The sequence below is a fragment of the Frankia sp. RB5 genome (genome assembly GCF_059816245.1).
On record NZ_JCBATA010000012.1, the window covers coordinates 42,174 to 61,223 of the forward strand.

At 73.1% G+C, this 19,050-nt stretch carries 18 protein-coding genes and 1 pseudogene; 18 read left to right on the forward strand and 1 reads right to left on the reverse strand.

The features are described from left to right. Window positions 1-135 precede the first annotated feature (135 nt). The 15 genes and pseudogenes from AC6EXY_RS08335 to AC6EXY_RS08405 form a co-directional block, all read left to right on the forward strand. Window positions 136-1,469: pseudogene (locus tag AC6EXY_RS08335) on the forward strand (IS701 family transposase); the annotation flags it as partial. Between the two features lie 107 nt (window positions 1,470-1,576). Beyond that, window positions 1,577-1,732, forward strand: coding sequence for a hypothetical protein (locus AC6EXY_RS08340; RefSeq protein ID WP_165818502.1), 156 nt, complete (start codon window positions 1,577-1,579; stop codon window positions 1,730-1,732). Window positions 1,733-1,829: 97 nt separating this feature from the next. Beyond that, window positions 1,830-2,012: a hypothetical protein gene (locus AC6EXY_RS08345; protein WP_101833094.1), complete on the forward strand. Its 183-nt coding sequence runs from the start codon at window positions 1,830-1,832 to the stop codon at window positions 2,010-2,012. A gap of 62 nt (window positions 2,013-2,074) precedes the next feature. After that, window positions 2,075-2,257: a daptide-type RiPP gene (locus AC6EXY_RS08350; RefSeq protein ID WP_101833093.1), complete on the forward strand. Its 183-nt coding sequence runs from the start codon at window positions 2,075-2,077 to the stop codon at window positions 2,255-2,257. A 164-nt stretch (window positions 2,258-2,421) separates the two neighbouring features. Further along, window positions 2,422-2,601 (forward strand): daptide-type RiPP, encoded by a 180-nt coding sequence (locus AC6EXY_RS08355; RefSeq protein ID WP_101833092.1) that lies wholly within the window; start codon window positions 2,422-2,424, stop codon window positions 2,599-2,601. 91 nt (window positions 2,602-2,692) lie between these two features. Continuing rightward, window positions 2,693-2,923, forward strand: a complete 231-nt coding sequence (locus AC6EXY_RS08360) for a hypothetical protein (protein WP_101833091.1) — start codon at window positions 2,693-2,695, stop codon at window positions 2,921-2,923. Next, window positions 2,920-3,651, forward strand: coding sequence for an ATP-binding cassette domain-containing protein (locus tag AC6EXY_RS08365; protein ID WP_101833090.1), 732 nt, complete (start codon window positions 2,920-2,922; stop codon window positions 3,649-3,651). Before AC6EXY_RS08360 ends, AC6EXY_RS08365 begins: the two co-directional genes overlap by 4 nt. Window positions 3,652-3,654: 3 nt before the next feature. After that, window positions 3,655-4,398, forward strand: coding sequence for an ABC transporter permease (locus AC6EXY_RS08370; protein WP_499816460.1), 744 nt, complete (start codon window positions 3,655-3,657; stop codon window positions 4,396-4,398). Between the two features lie 136 nt (window positions 4,399-4,534). Next, window positions 4,535-7,375: a daptide biosynthesis intramembrane metalloprotease gene (mpaP, locus tag AC6EXY_RS08375; RefSeq protein WP_499816461.1), complete on the forward strand. Its 2,841-nt coding sequence runs from the start codon at window positions 4,535-4,537 to the stop codon at window positions 7,373-7,375. A 20-nt stretch (window positions 7,376-7,395) separates the two neighbouring features. Further along, the gene (locus AC6EXY_RS08380; protein ID WP_499816462.1) at window positions 7,396-8,571 is read left to right on the forward strand and encodes a glycosyltransferase family 2 protein; all 1,176 of its coding nucleotides are present in this window, start codon (window positions 7,396-7,398) and stop codon (window positions 8,569-8,571) included. A 33-nt stretch (window positions 8,572-8,604) separates the two neighbouring features. Continuing rightward, window positions 8,605-9,297: a GOLPH3/VPS74 family protein gene (locus tag AC6EXY_RS08385; protein WP_499816463.1), complete on the forward strand. Its 693-nt coding sequence runs from the start codon at window positions 8,605-8,607 to the stop codon at window positions 9,295-9,297. Window positions 9,298-9,838: 541 nt separating this feature from the next. Further along, the gene (locus AC6EXY_RS08390; RefSeq protein WP_101834837.1) at window positions 9,839-10,060 is read left to right on the forward strand and encodes a hypothetical protein; all 222 of its coding nucleotides are present in this window, start codon (window positions 9,839-9,841) and stop codon (window positions 10,058-10,060) included. 134 nt (window positions 10,061-10,194) lie between these two features. Continuing rightward, complete coding sequence (locus tag AC6EXY_RS08395; protein ID WP_499816464.1) at window positions 10,195-11,052, forward strand: sterol desaturase family protein; 858 nt, start codon at window positions 10,195-10,197, stop codon at window positions 11,050-11,052. An 88-nt stretch (window positions 11,053-11,140) separates the two neighbouring features. Beyond that, window positions 11,141-11,455 (forward strand): hypothetical protein, encoded by a 315-nt coding sequence (locus AC6EXY_RS08400; protein WP_101834841.1) that lies wholly within the window; start codon window positions 11,141-11,143, stop codon window positions 11,453-11,455. 381 nt (window positions 11,456-11,836) lie between these two features. After that, window positions 11,837-12,790 (forward strand): IclR family transcriptional regulator, encoded by a 954-nt coding sequence (locus AC6EXY_RS08405; protein WP_499816465.1) that lies wholly within the window; start codon window positions 11,837-11,839, stop codon window positions 12,788-12,790. Here AC6EXY_RS08405 and AC6EXY_RS08410 read toward each other — a convergent pair. Further along, window positions 12,781-13,188: a hypothetical protein gene (locus AC6EXY_RS08410; RefSeq protein ID WP_499816466.1), complete on the reverse strand. Its 408-nt coding sequence runs from the start codon at window positions 13,186-13,188 to the stop codon at window positions 12,781-12,783. The genes AC6EXY_RS08405 and AC6EXY_RS08410 overlap by 10 nt on opposite strands. A 345-nt stretch (window positions 13,189-13,533) precedes the next feature. On the opposite strand from AC6EXY_RS08410, the gene AC6EXY_RS08415 reads away from it, so the two are divergent. The 3 genes from AC6EXY_RS08415 (at window position 13,534) to AC6EXY_RS08425 (ending at window position 18,891) form a co-directional block, all read left to right on the forward strand. Continuing rightward, window positions 13,534-14,754 carry an ABC transporter substrate-binding protein gene (locus tag AC6EXY_RS08415; RefSeq protein WP_499816468.1) on the forward strand — a complete coding sequence of 407 codons (1,221 nt, stop codon included), beginning with the start codon at window positions 13,534-13,536 and terminating at the stop codon, window positions 14,752-14,754. A gap of 42 nt (window positions 14,755-14,796) precedes the next feature. Further along, window positions 14,797-17,604: an ABC transporter permease subunit gene (locus AC6EXY_RS08420; RefSeq protein ID WP_499816469.1), complete on the forward strand. Its 2,808-nt coding sequence runs from the start codon at window positions 14,797-14,799 to the stop codon at window positions 17,602-17,604. 699 nt (window positions 17,605-18,303) lie between these two features. Continuing rightward, window positions 18,304-18,891, forward strand: a complete 588-nt coding sequence (locus AC6EXY_RS08425) for an effector-associated domain 2-containing protein (protein WP_499816470.1) — start codon at window positions 18,304-18,306, stop codon at window positions 18,889-18,891. Window positions 18,892-19,050: the final 159 nt, after the last annotated feature.

Consider the following 19,050-nt stretch of genomic DNA (forward strand, 5'->3'; position numbering starts at 1 on the left):
CGCCGCGTGGCCGTGCGTTCGCGGGCGACCGCACGGCACGCGCATCTGAGGAAGGTAGGTGCCCAGTTGACGACGAACTCCCTGCGAGCTCCCCGGCCGGACGCCGGTTCGGCCCTGCTGGCCGAGCCGACGGGCCTGGCCGCGCGGGCCGATGCCTTCGCCCGGCTGCGGCCGCCACCCGACGAGCTCGCGCTGCTGCACGCCAGGGTCGCCCACCGGTTCGGCCGGCCTGAGCCGCGCCGGCGCGCGCTGGCCTACCTGCGCGGGCTCGGGAGCCTGCGCGGCGACCGCAACGGCGTGGCGCTCGCGTCGGCGGCCGGCGAGACCCGCCCCGACGGCATGCAGCGCCTGCTGACGGCGGCCGGCTGGGACGCCGACCTCGTCCGCGACGACCTGCTCGGCTACGTCCGCGAACGGTACGCCCACGCGTCGGCGGCCCTCGTCGTCGACGAGGTGGTGCTGCCGGGCCGGGGACCGAGCTTCGCCGGCTCGACCCCTCGCTACGCCGAGTCCGGCAGGGTGGAGAGCTGTCAGGTGGCCGTCATGGCCGCCTACCACACCCCCGCGCAGGCGGTGCTCGTCGACCGGGAGCTGTGCCTGCCGAGCCCCTGGGACACCGACCGGCGGCTGCGCCGCGCCGCCGGCATCCCCGACGAGCACCACCGCCACACCGGCTGGGAGCTGGCCGGGGAGATCGTGGACCGGTCGCTGCGCCGTCTCCCGGTGCGCTGGGTCGTGCTGGGCGCGGCGTTCGGTCCCGACGATCGGCTGCGGACGTGGCTCGCGCGGCGTGAGGTCGCGTTCGTGGCGCCGGTCGGGCCGGGCACCGTGCTCGGCACCACCGCGGGCCGCCGGATCACCGCCGCCGGTCTGCCGACGCTCGTCGGTGACCTTCGCTGGGCCGCGGTGGGCGCCGCCGGCGCCTCGTGGCCGGGGGACTGGTCCGGCTGGGCGACGCCCGCCGGTCCGCGTCCGCCGCGTCCCGGCGTGGGCGCCGACGGCGGCGAGCGGTGGGCCCAGCTGCGGATCCGACCCGCCCGCGACGGCCGCTGGGAGCATCGCCTGCTCCTGCGCGCCGCGGCCGGCGGCGCCACCGGGGTGCGGTACTACGCCTGTCACGTGCCGCGCGGGACCACGCTGGACGAGCTGGTCGACGCGTCGCGCCGGGGCGGCGCGGTGCAGCGCGGGGTGAGCCGCGCGCGAGCGACCGTCGGGCTCGACGCCTACCGGGTGCGGAGCTGGACCGGCTGGTACCGGCACGCGACCCTGGCCCTGCTCGCCGACGCGGCCGCCGCCGCCCGCCGGCCAGCCGCCTGATGCCCGCCGGCGCGTTGCGCGGAACGCGGCGCCGCCCGCCGGCGGTGGGCGGCGCCGCGGTGGCCGGAGGCCCGGAAGTGCGGTCGCCGGGGCAAAGCGCGGTCGGCGGGAGTTCCGCAAAAAAAATCGCCGCCGGAACCCCGTGGTTCACCTGCCGTTTATTGATGGCGGGAATCGAGGTGCGTACTGTCAGTGGCAGCGGGAAATGGCCGGAATATCCGTCCTCCCGAACTGCGAACCCTGACAAGGAGGTGCAACAATGGAACTCGCCCCCTCGCTCGACCTGGGTGTCGAGGAGCTGGAGTCGCTGGAGGCTCCCGCCTGGTGGCATTACGTCCTCGGCTTCGGTGCCGGCGCGGCGGTCGGCGGTGCCGCCCTCTACGGCGGTATCGCGATCGGAATCGCCATCACCTGATTCCCGGTGGCCTGAGGCTGCCCGGTCCTCACCTGTGCCGGAGCAGTCGCGGCGCACACCGATCCGCCTGCTGACGGTTTGAGGGGAGGTATACAGCATGTCCGCTCTCGCTGCTCTCGAACGCTCCCTGGACCTCCAGCCGTTCTCGCTGGAGATCGAGGAGCTCGAGCCGCTGGAGGCCCCGTTCGACTGGGATGGCTTCTGGTCCGGATTCCGGGCCGGTGTCGCGGTCGTCGGTGTTCTCGGCGGAGGTATCGCCATCGGCGTCGCCATCACCTGACCGGTACCACCAGGCACCGCATTCCCATCGGCGCGACCAGCACACGGCAAAGGAGGTGAAAGATGCTCGCGTCCACTATCGTTGGGCACGGGACGGACACCCCGTCATTGTCGCTGGATGTCGAGGAGCTCGAGTCCCTCGAGGCACTGTTCGACTGGGCCGGTTTCTGGCAGGGATTCCGGGTCGGTGTCGCGGTGGCGGCGGCGACCGGAGCCGGTATCGGCATCGGAATCGCCATCACCTGAGTGCGGCGGGGGTGGGGCGGATGGTAGCCGCCCCACCCCCTTATCGCGACGCTGCCCGCGACTCCGCCCTGCGTCTGGAGTCCCCGGACCATGCCGATGATAAACCCTGCTCATCGCTGGCCCGCGCATATTGCTGGCCTGATCACGTTGCTGGGAGGTGAAACATGACGTCCCTCGCCACTGTGGAGCCCACCGCCGACGCCCTGCGCGCGCTCGCGCTGGAGATCGACGAGCTCGAGTCCCTGGACGCGCCGTTCGACTGGCACGCCTTCTGGGTCGGCGCCGAGGCCGGTGCCGTGGCCGTCGCCGTCATCGGCGGCGGCATCGCTCTCGCGCTGACCTGAGCGCACCGTCTGGACCACACCCGCCAGACCCCGGGACCGACCGGCGCCCCGGCCGGTCCCGGGCCCCCGGCAAGGGAGATCGGAGATCACCATGAGTCGGATACTCACCCTTTCCGCGGCCGCCCGGCCGCAGTCCGCGGCCGCCCTGGCGAGCGCGTTGAGCCTGCTCGTGGCGGCGATCGCCCTGCTCCTGCCGCGCGGTTCCGGTGCCGCCACCACCGCGGTCGCCGTCGCCGGCACCGTCGCGATGATCGCTTTGATCGTCGGTCTCGGCGTGCTCATCGGCCGCCAGATCACCGACACCGGCGGTGGTGGGTCGTGAGCACCGTCGTCCGCTTCGACGCGTTCACCAAGACCTTCGGCGGGACGCGCGCGGTCGAGAACCTCAGCTTCGAGGTCCAGGCCGGCCGGATTGTCGGCCTCGTCGGCCCGAACGGCGCCGGCAAGAGCACCTCGCTGCGCGGGCTGCTCGGCCTCGTGCGGCCGACCTCGGGTAGCGCCGCCGTCTTCGGCGCCCCGTACGCGGCCCTCGCCGACCCGGCGCGGCGCATCGGCGTCAGCATGGAGGGCGTCGGCCTCAACCCGGCCCACACCGGCCGTCGTCACCTGACGGTGTTCGCGCGCGCCGCGGGCCTGCCCGACAGCCGCGTCACGGAGGTCCTGGACCTGACCGGGATCGCGCACGCCGCCGGTCGCAAGCTGCGCGGCTGGTCCACCGGCATGCGCGCTCGCCTCGGCCTCGCCACCGCCCTGCTCGGCGACCCCGAGCTGCTCGTCCTCGACGAGCCGACCAACGGCCTCGACCCGGAGGGGGTGCGCTGGCTGCGCACCTTCCTGCGCGAGCAGGCAGCGCTCGGACGCACCGTCCTGCTGTCCAGCCACATGCTCGCCGAGCTGGAGAACACCGTCGACGACATCGTGGTGCTCAACCGCACCGCCCTGTTCGTCGGCGAGCTCACCGCGCTCACCGGCGACGGGTCCCGGCTGGAGGAGCGCTTCTTCGACCTGCTCACGAAGCCCGGACTGGTCGGCGCCGGGGAGGTGAGGTGAGGCATGCGCAGGCAGATGCGCAGTGAGCTGCTCAAGGCCCGCAGCGGCTGGCTGCTGGCGGCCCTGCTGCTCACCGCGACGCTGCTCGACGTCGTGTCCATCCTGGGCACCGCCGGCACCATCCACCGCGACCTCGCCGCCGGCCACACGACGCTCGCCGCCGGCTCCCACGACATCGTCCGGCTCGGCTTCGCGAACCTGCTGTTCGCGACCCTGTTCGGCGTTCTCATGGTCACCGGCGAGTACCGGACGGGAACGGTCAGCCGGTCGTTCCTCATCGCCCGCTCCCGCGAGGACGTGCTCGGCGCCAAGGCGGTGGTGAGCCTCGCCGTCGGCGCCCTGTTCGGCCTCGCCGGCGCCGGCACCGGGCTGCTCGCCGGCTGGCTGGCCCTCGGCGCCCGCGGCGACCACCTCGCCGTCGACCGGGAGACGTGGCTGATCTGCCTCGGCGTGGTGCTCGTGTCCACCCTCGCTGGGCCCTGGGGGACCTTCCTTGGCTGGGTCATCCGCAGCCAGGTGCCCGCGGTGATCGCGACGATCGTCTGGACGCTCGTCGTGGAGAGCGCGGTGAGCGCCTGGCTGCCCGACGTGGCCCGCTACCTGCCCGGCGGCGCCGAGGCGGCCGTCTACCGCGACACGACGACGGAGGTGCTGTCCATGCCGTGGGGCGTCGTGCTGTTCCTCGGCTGGCTCACCCTCGGCGCCGCCGTCTCCGAGCGGCTGCTGCGCCACCGCGACGTCACCTGACCGCGCCCACCCGATCCCAGCGCCCAGCTGACGTCGCTCGCAACCCACCCGCCCGCACCCGCCAGACAGACAGGGCCCCTGGACCGCCAGGGCCGCAGGACCGACGGGACCCCGGACAGACAAGGGGAAGACGACCATGACGCCACCTGTCACCGTGGCCGCTGGCGCGGTGGTGGTCGACCGGCCGCCCGCGCCGCCCGACCAGCTCCACCGGCCGCCGCGGACCGATCCGGCCGCCACCACGGTCCCGCCGACCTCGCCGGGCCAGCCCCCGACGCCGGGCCTCGGCCGACCGCTCGAACTGCCCAGGGCGGCGACCCGTCTGCTGCTGCCCGGCGAGCCCGGGACGTCGGGCGAGCTCGAGCCGTGCGGCCAGCCGGCGGTCGCCCGGCCCGTGCCGCTCGCGGTGCTCCTGGCGGCTGGCCAGGCCCGCCAGCTCCTCCCACCGCCCCCTGCCCCGTCCCCCGCGCTGGCACCCGACCGGCCCGCGCCCGCGTACGGCGCCGCTTTCGTGCCGGCGCCCACGCTGCCGCCGATGCCGCAACTGCCGCCGGAGCCTGCGCCACCCGCGCCGCCCGCTGTGTCATCGGTGAGTGTGGCGGCCGCGCAGGCCGCTCGGGTGGCCGCCGTCGCGGCGGCGGCGTCGGCGGTGGCGACGGCGGCCAGCGCGGTCGCGGTGGCCGCGTCGGCCCTCGCGAGCATCTCGTCGGCCGTGGCGGACGACCAGGCGGCCACGGTGCGAGGACAGGTGCCGGTGTCGCCCGAGCGGCTCGCCGCGATGCTGGAGCCGGCGCGCCAGGCGGTGGCGTCCCAGTGGCCCCTCGTCCCCGTCAGCCCGGCAGTCCCCGCGCCAGCGGCTCCTGCGGCGGCGGCGCCGTTCGCGGCCGTCGCGCGCGCGGACGTGCCGGCCCTGCCCGCTGGTCCGGGTGCGGCACCGGTGGGTCCGAGCACGCTCGTCGCGCGGGCGGGTTCGGCGATGGCCAGGATCGGATCGGTAGTCGCGCGGGTCGGCTCGGCCGGGCGCGGGGCGGCGGCGACCGGGACGGCGGCGATCGGGGCGGCGGCGACCGGGGCGCGGCCCGGATCGGCGGCGAGCACGGCGGGACGGACCGCGCCGTCGGGTTCGGCGTCGGGACCGGCGGCGCCGGGAGCGATCGCGGCCGGCACGGCCACGCGTGCGGCGTCGGCGGCGGGAGCTCGCCCGTCGGGCGTGCTCGCCGTCCCGGCCGAGCCCGGGGTGACGCGGCTGCCGATGCTCGCTCCCGACGCCTGTGTGCATCCGCCGGTCGACGCCGAGGACGTCTGGGTGGCGCAGGTCGGCACCCGCTACCTGCGGGTCGGCGCGGACGCCGGCAGACTGCTGAGCGCCATGGACGGGACCCGGGACGCCGCGGGCCTCGCGGTCGCGCTCGGGGCGCCGTGGACGGCTGAGGTGGTGACCCGCTCGCTCACGTCCTTCGTGCGGATGGGCCTGATCGTCGACGCCGCCGACCCGGCGGCCGCGTCCGCCGCCACCGCCGCCACCGCCGCGGGTCGGCGACGTCGCCTCCTGCCGTTCCTGCCCGCGCTGCCGACGCTGTCGCGCACGGCGCCGAACGCGGACCAGCAGACGCGGCGACTCGTCTACCGCCCGCCGCTGTCGGTGCAGTTCACCCTGACCGACCCCAGCCGCCTGCTGAGCCGGTGGCGTCCGATGCTGCGGCGGCTCACCGGACCGGCGGCCTGCGGGCTGTACCTGGCGGTCATCGTGGTGGGGCTGTGCGCACTGGCGACGCAGGCCGACTCGCTGCGCCAGGTGGTCGGCCATCCGCTGGGCCTCACCCAGTACGGGGTCGTGCTCGGCGGCCTGCTGCTCGTCACCGGTATCCACGAGATGGGGCACGCGGCCGTGCTCACCGCGCACGGCGGCCGTCCGCGCCGGCTCGGGATCATGCTGTTCTACCTGACGCCCGCGTTCTTCTGCGACATCTCCGACGGCTGGCGGCTGCGCCACCCCCGCCACCGGGTCGCGATCGCGCTGGCCGGCATCGCCGTGCAGTGGGTGTGCGCGGGGCTGGCCGCCATCATCAGCCTGGCGCTGCCGGCGGGGGACCTGCACGACGCCGTCGTCGGTCTCGCCGTGGCCTGCTATCTGTATGGCGTCGTGAACCTGGTCCCGTTCGTCAAGTTCGACGGCTACATCGCGCTGATGTCGCATCTCGACCTGCCGCACCTGCGCCGCAAGGCGATGACCGACGCGCGCCGGGCCACCGCGCGGGTGCTGTTCGGCGGGACCTACCAGCGGGAGCTGCCCCGCAGGCTGTGGTGGTCGGTGCCGTTCGGCGTGCTGTGCGCGCTGTTCCCCGTCTACCTGGTCGGGTACGCGGTGCAGTCGTGGCTCGTCGGGCTGGTGGCGATGGGGCCGGTCGGCGGTCTGGTCAGCCTGCTGCTGATCGGGGCGATGGTGGTCCTGATCGGCCGGTCCGCGCGCAACCTGTTCGTCGAGGCCCGCGGCGGCGGGGCGACCGTCGCGTCGCTCGTGCTGGTGTCGAGCCTGGTCGCCGGGCTCGTGGTCGCCGCGGCGGTGAGCATCACCGTCCCGTCGAAGGTGCGGGCCGGCTACTCCGCCGAGCATGGCCGGGTGCTGCTGGTTCTGCCCGCCGGGACCGATCCGGCGGCGGGGCGTGCCGGCCATCCGGTGACGCTGCGGCGGATGGGGCTGCTCGGCGGCGCCGACGTCGGCACCGCCCGCACCAGCGGCGAATCCGTCCACACCGGCGAGCGCTTCGCCCCGATGGGCACGGCCCTGCCGGTCCGCGGCGGCCCGCGCACCCTGTCGGCCAGCTACCACGGGCTGAGCGGCGTCCGGCTGACCGACGCCGACGCCGGGCGGGCGGGCGCGTCCGGGCAGGCCATCGTCGATCTCGGCAAGGTCAGCGCCGCCCGCTGGCTCGTCGACACCTACCTCGCGCCGGCCTGGCGCTCCATCGTCGGCTGAGGGCGGGAGGTGACCACGTCATGACATCGCCGCTGGTCTCGGTGATCTGCCCGACCTTCAACCGCTCCCGCCGGATCCTGCCCACGCTGCGCTCCGTGCGCAACCAGCGGTTCACCGACTGGGAGCTGCTGGTCGTCTCCGACGGCTCGACGGACGACACCGACGACGTCCTCGCCGCCTGCGCCCGCGAGGACGACCGGATCCGACCGCTGCGCACACCCCGGCACGGCCATCCGTCGCCGGTGCGGCAGGCGGGCCTCGCGCGGGCCCGCGGCGGGATCGTCGCCTACCTCGACCACGACGACACCTGGCTGCCCGACCACCTGGCGTCGCTGGTGGCGGCCGTGGAGCGGGGTGCCGACGTGGTGGCGACCGGTGCGGTGCGGGTCGGGCCGGACGGGCGGGTGACGTCCGTGACCGGGCCGCTCGACCTGCTCTGGCATCCGGAACTGCAGCTCGCGTCGCCGCTGTTCGAGCCATCGCGGGTCGCGCACCGGGCGGGCCTGTCGGCCGCCGTCGGCGGGTGGCGGGCGCTCGCGTCCGGGCTGGAGGACTGGGACCTGTGGCTGCGCCTGGCCGACGCCGGGGCGCGCTTCGCGACGGTCGACGCCCGCTCGGCCCGCCTCGCCGACGGCGGGCCGAGCCGGCGCACCCGAGTCCCGCGCGGCCATCAGCTGTGGCTGGCGGAGTTCCCCACCGCCGCGGCCGCCGCGCGCGCCGTCGCGGGACTGCGGGCCCCTGGCGCCGCCGCCGAGCTGCGCGCGGCCGCCCGCGCCGACCAGCTCGTCTGGTATCGCTCCCTCGCCGCCACCGGCGACCTGCGCTGGCCCGAGCCCCATCAGCCGCACGGCCCGCCGGCTGGCGGGGACGCACGTCCGGCCAGCGTCACGGAGCTGGTGGAGCGGGCGTTTGCCGCGGCCGGTCCGGGTGCGGTGCCCTGGCCCGAGCTGGTGGTGCGGCGCGAGCCCCGATCGGACGTGGCGACGGTGCGGGTCGGGCTGCCGTTGTGGTGCGGCACGGCGGAGCATGCCGCGCGCCTGCGGGAGCTGCTGTGGCGACGCCAACCGGCCCAGCTCGCCCTGACCCAGCGCGTCCTCGGCGGCGGGCCGGTGGAGGGCGATGAACGGAAAAGGGAACGCGAGGGAAACGACAGGAGTATTCCGGCTGGTGGGTCGGTTGCCTTGGCCACGCGCTAACGGACAGGTGAGGTGAGTGTGATGATATCCGGCATGGACGTCACTGTTGCCGAAACGTTTCTTCTCCTCACGCTGGACGAGGCAGGAAAAGATGCCGCCGGCGCCGGATCCGACGCCGGACTCGCCGCGGCGCTCGTCGCGGATCTCGTTCTGGCCGGCGCGCTCCAGCTCGACGGGGAGGTCCTGACCCCGACCCCCGCCGGCCCGCCGGCCACCGACAATGTGCCGCTGCGGCAGGCGTACACCGCGCTCGCGGCGGCGGAACCGGCGCCGACCACGGACGACGCGCTGCAGACCGTGCTGCGGGAGCTTTCGCCGGTGCGGGAGACGATCGCCACCCGGCTCGTCGCCGCCGGCGTCCTCGGCACCGAGCGGGGCCGCATCTTCCGGGTCGTCCGCCATCCGATCGCCGAGCCCGGCGCCGGCGACACCGCCCGCGCCGGCCTGATCGCCGCCCTGTCCACCGACCAGGACCCGCGGGACTCCGCGCCCGCGCAGGCTCCCAGGCCGGACACCGTCGTGCTGCTCGCGCTGCTGCGCCCGTTCGATCTGCTCGAGCAGCTCGAGCCGGCACCGCACCGGGCCGAGGCCGCCGCCCGGGCTGCCGCCCTCATCGACGCCGCCGAGCTACCCCGGATCCTCGGGGGCGCGGTCGAGCGTGTCCGGGGGACGCTGGTGGCCGCGCTGGCCGCGGCTGCGGCGAGCACGGCGGCCGCCAGCGGCTGAGCGCCCAGCCCGCCCGCTCCCGCTCCCGCCCGCCCCCGGCTGGTGGGTCGCCGGGACGCCCCCACACGTTCGCGCTGACCCGCCAGCCGGGCTCCCTCGCTCCCGCTGATGTCTCCCGGACCTATGCCTGGCCTTCCTGACGGCGTCTGGCCGAGGCGCGGGGGGCACCGTGCCCCGCCCACGGGATCGCGGCGTGTCTTCCTTGGCACCGGTTCGTGCCCCCGGAATGCGTCCGCAGTCCTTCCCGAATTGTGGTGGCGGGACGTTCGTAAATCCCGTCGGCTGAACAGCTGGATAGTCGTGGACCACCAGTCCGTCGGGTCCGTCTGATTTTATGGTGAACAATGGGTGTCGCAGTGCGGATCGTCCTCGTACCGCCGAGCAAGATGGGTTATCGTCACTACGACGGCCGGGATATCCCTGCTTTGGACCGGCTGTTGTGATCCTCGGCGGGCCGGGTCTGCCGAGTTCCTTCGATTGGTGTGAGCGTCCTCGCCGGATGCCTCCGGAGCGCTCAGACCAGGGAATGAAAGGAATCCTCATGGCTACGGCACAGACCTTCTTCCAGAACACCGTCGGCCGTATGTTCCTCATCGCGATGCTCGCTGTCGGCCTGGCTGGCGGGACGCTGTCCGTGACCCACCCGGAATGGTTCCGTGGCGCGTCCTCCGACGCCGGCGTGATGCCGATCGGCGGCGGGGTCGGCGGTCCCATCAAGGGCGGTCCGATCGTGATCAACCCGGTCACGGGCCCGACCAGGTAGCCCCTTCGCTCCCTGCTCCCGGCGCCGCCGGGGGATGGGCCGTGCGATCGGGCGGCCCGTTCCCCGGCGCACCGGAGGCGGGGCGAGCCCGAGGATCTGCTGGGTCTGAGATGTCGCTGGGGTTGGAGATGCCGATGGAATCGGACGGGTCGGTGGTGTTCCTGGGGAGCCGGTGGGAGTCGGCGCGGCGTGCGTTCACCGGGCTGGTCGTCGCGGCGGCCGTCGTGCTGGGCGTGGTGGAGCGGCCCCGGCTGGTGATCGGGTTCGCGATCTGCGCGCTGGTGTTCTTCCCGCTTGAGCAGCTCATTCCCCTGGTCCGGCGCCCACCGCGCCGCGACTGGACCGTCGACGTCGTGCACAGCTTCGCCAACCGGCTGCCGATCACGATCGCCTTCACGGTGGCGCTCCGCGTGCTCGGCCCGGCCGCGCACGCGGCCTTTCCCGCCGAGCTGCGCCGGGTCGTCCTCGCCCAGCCCGGCTGGCTCCAGTTCGTCGTCCTGCTCCTCATCGCCGACCTGGCGAACTACGCCGGCCACCGGGCACTGCACGAGATTCCGGTCCTGTGGCGGCTGCACGCGGTGCACCATTCCAGCACCGGCCTCGACTGGCTCTCGACGAGCCGCGGCCACCCCCTCGATCAGATCATCAATCTGCTCGTGACCGTCACCCCGGTCTACGCGATCGGTTTCGACCTGACGTTCTCGGTGGCCTTCATGGCGTTCCAGTTCTACTTTCCGTTCCTGGCCCACGCCAACACCCGCCTGACCCTGCGCCCGCTGAGCGCCGTGCTCGTCACCCCTGCCTTCCACCACTGGCACCACGCCTACGAGCCGGCCGCGGTGAACCGCAACTACGGCGCCATCCTCTCCGTCTGGGACTGGCTCTTCCACACCAGCTACCTTCCCCGCCGCATGCCCACCGCTTACGGCATTCCCGACCCCATGCCAAACGGCTGGCTCGGCCAGCTCGCCGCCCCCTTCCGCTCCCGCTGACCCCGCCGATCAACCGGCGAGGCGAGCCACACCGACCACCATTGCGTCGGTCCAACTATTCGCCCGCCAGCGGACGTCGTGACCGACGATGTCCGCGTTCGCCGCGCAGGGCGAAGGCCCGCGGGTCGTGATCGTGCTCGCGTCGGTGCTGGCGACCAGGGTCAGCTGGTATTGGCGTTACCGGCTGACCCCCGCCTCCGATCTGGGGGCCACGAGCCCGTGGGCCGGGCGGCTGAGCCAGGTCCTTCGCACGCGGGTCGCCGAGCTGCGCTTCGCCCGTCCCTATGCCGTCGTCGCGGTCGCGCGCCACCAGATCCCGTCGACCGGTACCGCCGCGCCGGGCCCCTGGGACGGCCTGCCCGTCTTCTCCGCCTGGATCACCGAACCCGACGACGCCTCCTGACCCGACGACGTCGTCCAGCAGGCGCCCGTGCCCATGGTCCACTGCTGTTCCAGCCCGCGCACGCGGGGGTCGCCGGCGCGCCGGCGACCTCAGTCCGGCGGTGGGCAGCGTCCGCCGGCCCAGGACAGCCGGCACGTTGCGATGGACCGCCGAGCAGTACGACCGCCCCTGCCTTCATGCGCCCTCCCTCAGGTCCGCCGACCAGCCGGGTGCCACACTCCTTCCCTTAGCGAAAGATATCTTCCCTAGGGAGAAGGATCTAGGATCGGGTGGGGGCCCGTCCGGTAGTACGATCGCGACGCGGCACGCCGTTGTCGCCTGTCTTGTTGCCCAGGGAGTCGGCCCGGCGCAGATCAGGCAGAACGAACAGAAAGGCGACAGGTGGCGAAGAGTGTTCCGGCGCTCGACCGCGCTCTGCGGATACTCGGCGAGCTGGCGGCCCGACCCGCCGACGCACTGACCCTCTCCGAGCTCGCGCGCGCCGCCGACGTCAACCTCTCCACCTGTCACTCCATCGTCATGGCGCTCACCGAGGCGAGTTACCTGCTGCGCCACGAGCCGGCCAAGACGTACACGCTGGGGCCGGCGGTGGTCGAGATCGGCGCCGCCGCGCTCGCCCAGTACCCCGGCCTGCTGGCCGCCCGCCAGGAGGGCGATGCCCTGATGCGCCGCTTCGAGCTGGGCGTGATCATCGGCGGTCGGGCCGGCGACGAGCTCCTCGTCCTGGAGGACATCGCGTCGCCCCACGTCACCCCGGACAGCCGCAAGGGCTTCCGGGGGCCGATGGCGCCGCCGCTCGGCCGGCTGTTCATGGCCTGGGAGCCCGACGACGCGATCCTGGCGTGGCTGCAACGGCTCAGCTTCGACGAGGACTCGGACGAGGTCCGCTACTACCGCGACGCCCTGCGCATCACCCGCGAGCAGGGCCACATCGTCGCCCTCGACGGCACGATCAGCGAGTTGGTGATCAGGCTTGCGGTCCAGCTCGCGCGCGCCACCACCCAGCACGAGCGGCTCGACATCGCGGTACGGATGGCGGACCTGGTGCGCGACGAGGAGTACGCTCACCTCGGCCAGCGCACCAGCACCCTGCACCGCCAGGACGTCGTCGGCGTACCCGTGTTCGGCGCTGACGGCCGAACCGCACTGACACTCAGCGTCGTCGGCCGTCCGGGTGACATCGCGCAGCGCAACGTGCCCGTCATCCTGCGCGCTCTGACCGCGGCTGCCCGGCGGATCGCCGCGACCCTCGGCGGCCACACGCCGACCAGCGCGGACGGAGCCGACGGAGCCGAGCACCCGCGGCGAGCGGAGGGCCCGGGGGCTCACGTGTAGCAGCGGGTCAGTCGCGAGCCGTGCCCGCGGGCATGCTCCGATGCCCGCGGACCGCGGTTACCGCGCCTCGGGCAGGGCGCCGGGCCGACGAGGTTCACGTACTCGAACACCATCGGCGACGCCATGACCTCGGCGATCTGCCCGGCGACGTGCTCGAGCCGCATCGGCGTGTAGCCGAACGAGCCGGCCTCCCCCCAGCGCGGCGCCAGCGTCGCCACCGTGGCGCTGTCGAAGTCCCGGGCGAACTCGCAGAACCAGAAGTTGCGGCGCAGCACCTCGGTCGGGGTGATGTCCAGGCCGAACCACGGACCGTAGTACGCCTTGTTGTCGCGGTGACGCAGCAGGTGGTCCATCCGGTTGAGCAGGCCTGGCACCCAGGAGATGCCACCCTCGGACACGCAGATCCTCAGGTCCGGGAAGCGCACCGGATCGCTGCCCCACTCCCGCGCCGCCTCGAACCGGATCGGCGGGAGGTCTTGCCGTCGGTCGAGGTGGCCGCTATGGTTCCGGCATCGCGAAGTGGCCTACGCTACAGAGAAGGTTCCGGGCGGTCAGGAAGGCGGATCCACACCGTCCAGCGGGGTGGCGCGCATGCCTGGCGCCCGGTTGCGCCGCTGTACCCAGCGGCGGGTTTCGCGGGTTGACACGACCATCGCGGACGCGTCGACGGGGGCGCGGGACATGGGACTGGAGTCCAGAATGATCACGGAAGTCTTAGCGGGAGCGTCAGTCCGATGAGAGGCGTGAAGCCCGTCTTAGCGGCTGTCTGCGTCACAGCGCTCGCGGCGCTCTCGGCCTGTGGCAGCGGCGGTGGTGGTGACGCGGGTGCCAAGGCGAAGCCCGGCGCGAACCTGACCGGTCCCGACGTCAAGGTGATGACCTGGTCGGAATGGAACACCCAGGCCATCAACTATCCGGGAATTCCCTATGCCGCGCAGGTGGCGGCGGACTACGTCAACGACCATGGCGGCATCAACGGTCACCGCATCGTCCTCGAGACCTGCAACGCGCAGGGCGATCCCAACCGGGCCGAGCAGTGCGCCCGCCAGGCGGTCTCGAGCAAGGCGGTCGCGGTTCTCGGCTCCTTCACCCAGTTCGGCAACCGGACCGTGCCGGTGCTGGAGCAGGCGCATATTCCGATGATCGGGCTGACCCCGCTCACCGCGCCGGAGTACACCAGCGAGTGGTCCTTCCCGATCAGCGGCGGTTCGTACGCGAACACCGCGGGTGAGGCGCAGCGAGCGGTCGACGCCGGCTGCAAGCAGGTCGCGGTCGCGCAGGCGGACAACCCGGCGGCCGACGCGGCGACCAACACGTTCAAGCTGGCGGCGGCCACCCACAACCTCAAGGTCGTCGGGCCGATCCGGCTGCCGCTGACCGCCACCGACTTCGCGCCGCAGGTGGCCCAGACCCGCGGCTCCGACTGCGTCGCCTTCGTGACGGCCCCCGGCCAGGTCGCGATCTTCCTGAAGAGCCTCGCCCAGTCCGGCGAGAAGCCGAAGCTCATCAACTTCGTCGGCGGCATTGACGACACCGTGCTGAACAAGACCGGCGGCGTTGCGGAGGGCATGCTGACCGACGGCTGGTACCCGCCGACCACCTCGCCGCTGTGGAAGGGCTACCGCGACGCGATCGACACGTACGCGGGCAGCCACAAGAAGGACATCGCCCTGGTCAGTGACCAGAACAGCACCGCCTGGCTGACGTTCCAGATCTTTCAGAAGGTGACGAAGGGCCTGTCGGCCGTCACCGGTGACACGGTGGCGGACGCCCTGCGCAGGACGACCGCTCTCGACACCGGCGGGCTGACCCCGCCGCTGAACTGGAGCAAGCCGGGGCCGATCTCGTCGATTCCGCGCATCGTGAACGCGACGGTCTTCCCCGGAAAGGTCAAGGACGGCAAGGTCGTCGCCGACGGTAAGGAATTCATTCAGGTCGCCCCGCTGCTGCGGGACCTGCGGTAACCAGTCCGCCCCCCGGCAACGAAGAGAGGAGGTGGGTGTCGCGTGACGGAAGTTCTGCGCTTCGCTTTACTCGGTCTCGGTATCGGATCGATGTACGCCCTGTCCGCGAGCGGCGTCATTCTGATTTATCGTGCATCCGGCGTTGTGAACTTCGCCCACGGTGCCATCGGAATGCTCGGTGCGTACCTGGCCTGGGAACTCAACGCCAACCACGGCGTGACCTACCCGGTCGCCTTCGTTGCCGGGGTGGTGGCCTCGGGACTCGTCGGACTGCTGACCCATCTCGTGGTCATCCGCCCGCTGCGGCGGGCGTCCGCGCTCATCCGGCTGGTCGCCACGCTCGGCGTCATGATCATCATTCAGGCCGCGGCCGTCCTGCGCTACGCGGACACCACCGAACTGGTGGACAGCGCCCTGCCCACCAAGCTGATCCACCTCGGTGACATCGACGTGACGTCCGACCGCCTGCTGCTGCTGGCGATCGCCGCCGCGGTCAGCGTGGCGCTCGCGCTCTACAGCCGGACGACGTTCGGCCTGGCCACCGCCGCGGTCGCCCAGAACCAGCGGGCCGCGGCGACGTTGGGCTGGTCGCCCGACGTCATCGCCGCGGTGAACTGGGTGATCGGGTCCGCGCTCGCCGGCGCCGCGACGATCCTCATCGTGCCGATCATCGGCCTGCAGGTCGGCGCGCCGACCGGCATCCTGCTGGCGGCGCTGGCCGTCTGCGTCGTCGCGAGCTTCCGCTCCTTCGGCATCGCCTTCGCCGCAGGCATCGCGATGGGCGTCCTGCAGAGCGAGCTGACCAGGTACGGCAACGTCACCGGCCTGTCCCAGGCGGCGCCGTTCCTGGTCATCATGGTGATGATGACGCTGCGGGGACGCTCGCTCCCGCTGCGCGACTTCATGAACGAACGCCAGCCCGAGGTGGGCTCGGGACGGGTGCGTGTCGGCCGGCTGCTGGTCGTCGCCGTCGTCGCCATCGTCCTGATCACCCAGGCCGCGTCCTCGACCTGGGCGGACGCGGTCACGGGCACGATGGTCGCGAGCCTCATCCTGCTGTCGATCGTGGTCGTCACCGGCTACGCCGGGCAGCTCTCGCTCGGCCAGGTCGCCCTGTCCGGCGTGGGTGCCTACATCGCCGGGCGGCTGGTGGCCTCCGCGCACTGGCCGTTCGAGCTCGCGGCGGTGGTCGCGGTGCTCGCGGCGGTGCCGATCGGGATGGCCTTCTCACTGCCCGCCCTGCGTACCAGGGGCGTCAACCTGGCGATTATCACCCTGGGGCTCGGCGCGTCGGTGCAGTACATGCTGTTCCAGAACGCCAAGGCCACCGGCGGGGTGGCCGGCATCGAGGTCGGCGCCCGGCACCTGTTCGGGTTCAACATCGACGCCTCCGAGCATCCCAGCCGCTATGCCGCGTTCGCGTTCGTCGTGTTCGTGCTGGCCGCGCTGCTCGTGGCGAAGGTGCGCCGCAGCCGGACCGGCCGGCAGCTGCTGGCCGTGCGGACCAACGAGCGAGCCGCCGCGGCGCTGGGCATCGACGTCGCCGGCGCCAAGGTCTACGCCTTCGGGTTGTCCTCGGCGCTGGCCGCCCTCGGTGGCATCGTCGACGGGTTCCGCTCCCACTCGCTGCTGTTCAGCACGTTCACGGCAGATGGCTCGATCACGTCGGTCGGCAACGCGGCCATCGGCGGCATCGGGTACGTGCTGGGGCCGATCCCCGGCGGCACCCTGGCCTCCGGGTCAGTGGGCACCAAGGTCTCGGACGCGATCTTCTCCGGGCTGAGTGACTACCTGCCGCTCATCTCCGGCGTCATCCTGATCCTGCTGCTGATCGGCAACCAGAACGGCATCGTCGCCGAGGTCAGCAGACAGATCGGCGCCGTCTCGGCCCGGCTCCCGTCGCTGCCGTCCCTTCCCTCGCTGCCCTCGCCCGCGGCGCTGCTGCGGCGGGCCCCTCGCTCCGGGGCTCCGACGGCGGACGGCGGCATCCCCGCCGCCGCCGGCGATGCGGTGGCCCGGCGGGAGACCGTCCCGCCGCGCGTGCTGGAGGTCGACTCCATCACGGTGCGCTACGGTGCGGTGCGGGCGGTGCATGACGTCAGCTTCCGCGTCGAGCCCGGCCAGGTCGTGGGCCTGATCGGTCCGAACGGCGCGGGCAAGACGACGATGCTCGACGCCGTCAGCGGCTTCACGCCCATTACGGAGGGTGATATTCGGCTGGACGGACGCTCGCTGCGGGCCCTGTCCGCCGCCCGGCGCAACCGGGCGGGTCTGAGCCGCTCGTTCCAGTCCCTGGAACTGTTGGAGGACATGACCGTCCGCGACAACCTGCGCACCGCGGCGGACGAGCGCAGCCTGCCCGCCTACGTGCGCGACCTGGTGTCGCCGGACAGGGCGGAGCTGCCGCCGCAGGTGCTCGCCGCCGTGGCCGACTTCGAGCTGGCGGCGGACTTCGACCGCCAGACCCAGGATCTCTCCTACGGCCGGCGCCGGCTGCTCGCGATCGCGCGGGCCGTCGCGACGCTGCCCAGCGTGCTGCTGCTGGACGAACCGGCCGCCGGCCTGTCCTCGGTCGAGACCGCGGAGCTCGGCGTCCTGGTGCGCCAGCTCGCCGACACCTTCGGTATGGGCGTCCTCGTCATCGAGCACGACATGAACTTCGTGATGACGCACTGTGACCGCGTGGTGGTGCTCGACTTCGGCGAGAAGATCTGCGAGGGCACGCCGGCGGACGTCCGCAACGACCCGGCGACGATCGCCGCCTACCTGGGCACCAGCGGCGAGGCGGACGGGGAGGCGGGTGGTGCGCCGGCCGTGGACCCCGCACCGGCCGCCGCCGTGCGCACCTGAACGGCCTCACCCCGAGGTGGCTGGCGCCGAGCGTGGGAGTGACGCCAGCGGCGTCGCGGGCTGACGCCGCTGGAATCCTGATCCAGGTCGCCGGTCGCCGCCTCGGCCGGCTGGCCACACCGCCGCCGTCGACGGCGAGCACCCCACCCGAACCTCGATGACGACGGGGCCAGGGCTGGCCGTGTGTCGCCGCCGGCGGCGGCATCTCCGGTTCGGCCGTCGTTCCCGGCCCCCTCGCGGAGCCGCGGCGCTGCTGGCCGATCCACACCCGCTCGTCGCCGCGGCGGCAGCGGTCTGGAGCCGGCCGGGCGTCAGCACCGATGGCCTGCGCCGCTGGCAGGATGGCCTGCCGGGCGCGGTCGAGGTCGGTGACGTCCCGTCCCAGGAGGTGGCGGACGGCTGGGCGCGCGAGCACTCCCTCGGGCTGATCGACCAGTTCCCGTTGCCGGTCGACTCCCCGGTGCGTCGTCGGTCCGCTGCATATTGCATCATCGGTCCGGTCGGCGGGAGACTGGCCTGGTGCATGCCGTCACGAGGACCGCTCGTGGACGGCGTGGATCGTTACCCAAGGTGTTGTGCCGCGATTGTTCGGGGGGTGGGAGGGTCGTGGCCATAGGTGATCCGTTCTGGCCTCGCCGTGTTGACCGCTCCGTGACCGATGGGGTGAGGGGCGCGGCGTCGGCGGGGGACGAGCTCCTGATGAGGATCGTCGACGCGCTCGAGCGTCGCTCGGATCTGCACCTGAGTGGCACCCGCGGGCTCCTCCTCGAGCAGATCGAGCGACGCAGCGGGCGGCGGCTGTATCTCCCGGAGGCGCCCATCGGCCGGGACTGGTGCTTCCTGCTGGTCCAGGCCTGCGCCGACGGTCTGCCAGGGGGGGTCGGCGTCCTCGTGGACGCTGTTGACGACCTGCGGCCGGGATCCTCGCTCGCGCATCAGCTGCGGCGCCTTGGCGCCGCCTGGGAGACGGGCGTTGACGTCGGCACCAGGGGCGATCCCGACGGTGAGGCGCACCCCACGGATGGCGAGAGACGGGATCTTACCCCGGTGGAAATCCGGGAGCTCGCCCGCGCGGCGGGTCACGGGGCCCCCGCGCGACACCTGCTCGCGGACGCCGGATTTCCTCTCGAGCGTGTTCCCGTGCCGGACCACGACGCTGTCACCTTCTGGTGGGAGGTGGCGCGGCTGCTTCGGCACGGCCTGCTGGCCGATGGGCGGCGCTGTGTCCTGGCGGTCGCGGCGGCCCGGTTTCCGGACAACGCCGTCTTCGCGGCCTACCGCACCTGACCTGGCGTACTCGAGAATGCGCGCCGCGCCGGCCTCCCCGCCCGTACCGTCACTGGCGGCACAATGGCCACCGCGGGAAGGAACGTTGCGCGCTGCGGCGACGTTGCGCGTGGTACCTGACGGGTGGGCGCGCATCGCTTTTCCGTCGACGGGCGCGTT

What these genes read in the sequence shown, in the direction of transcription:
- AC6EXY_RS08340 (WP_165818502.1), top strand. Translation starts at nt 1,577, where the DNA reads ATGGAACTCGCCCCCTCGCTCGACCTGGGTGTCGAGGAGCTGGAGTCG.
- AC6EXY_RS08345 (WP_101833094.1), top strand. Translation starts at nt 1,830, where the DNA reads ATGTCCGCTCTCGCTGCTCTCGAACGCTCCCTGGACCTCCAGCCGTTC.
- AC6EXY_RS08350 (WP_101833093.1), top strand. Translation starts at nt 2,075, where the DNA reads ATGCTCGCGTCCACTATCGTTGGGCACGGGACGGACACCCCGTCATTG.
- AC6EXY_RS08355 (WP_101833092.1), top strand. Translation starts at nt 2,422, where the DNA reads ATGACGTCCCTCGCCACTGTGGAGCCCACCGCCGACGCCCTGCGCGCG.
- AC6EXY_RS08360 (WP_101833091.1), top strand. Translation starts at nt 2,693, where the DNA reads ATGAGTCGGATACTCACCCTTTCCGCGGCCGCCCGGCCGCAGTCCGCG.
- AC6EXY_RS08370 (WP_499816460.1), top strand. Translation starts at nt 3,655, where the DNA reads ATGCGCAGGCAGATGCGCAGTGAGCTGCTCAAGGCCCGCAGCGGCTGG.
- mpaP (WP_499816461.1), top strand. Translation starts at nt 4,535, where the DNA reads ATGACGCCACCTGTCACCGTGGCCGCTGGCGCGGTGGTGGTCGACCGG.
- AC6EXY_RS08380 (WP_499816462.1), top strand. Translation starts at nt 7,396, where the DNA reads ATGACATCGCCGCTGGTCTCGGTGATCTGCCCGACCTTCAACCGCTCC.
- AC6EXY_RS08385 (WP_499816463.1), top strand. Translation starts at nt 8,605, where the DNA reads ATGGACGTCACTGTTGCCGAAACGTTTCTTCTCCTCACGCTGGACGAG.
- AC6EXY_RS08390 (WP_101834837.1), top strand. Translation starts at nt 9,839, where the DNA reads ATGGCTACGGCACAGACCTTCTTCCAGAACACCGTCGGCCGTATGTTC.
- AC6EXY_RS08395 (WP_499816464.1), top strand. Translation starts at nt 10,195, where the DNA reads ATGGAATCGGACGGGTCGGTGGTGTTCCTGGGGAGCCGGTGGGAGTCG.
- AC6EXY_RS08400 (WP_101834841.1), top strand. Translation starts at nt 11,141, where the DNA reads ATGTCCGCGTTCGCCGCGCAGGGCGAAGGCCCGCGGGTCGTGATCGTG.
- AC6EXY_RS08425 (WP_499816470.1), top strand. Translation starts at nt 18,304, where the DNA reads ATGAGGATCGTCGACGCGCTCGAGCGTCGCTCGGATCTGCACCTGAGT.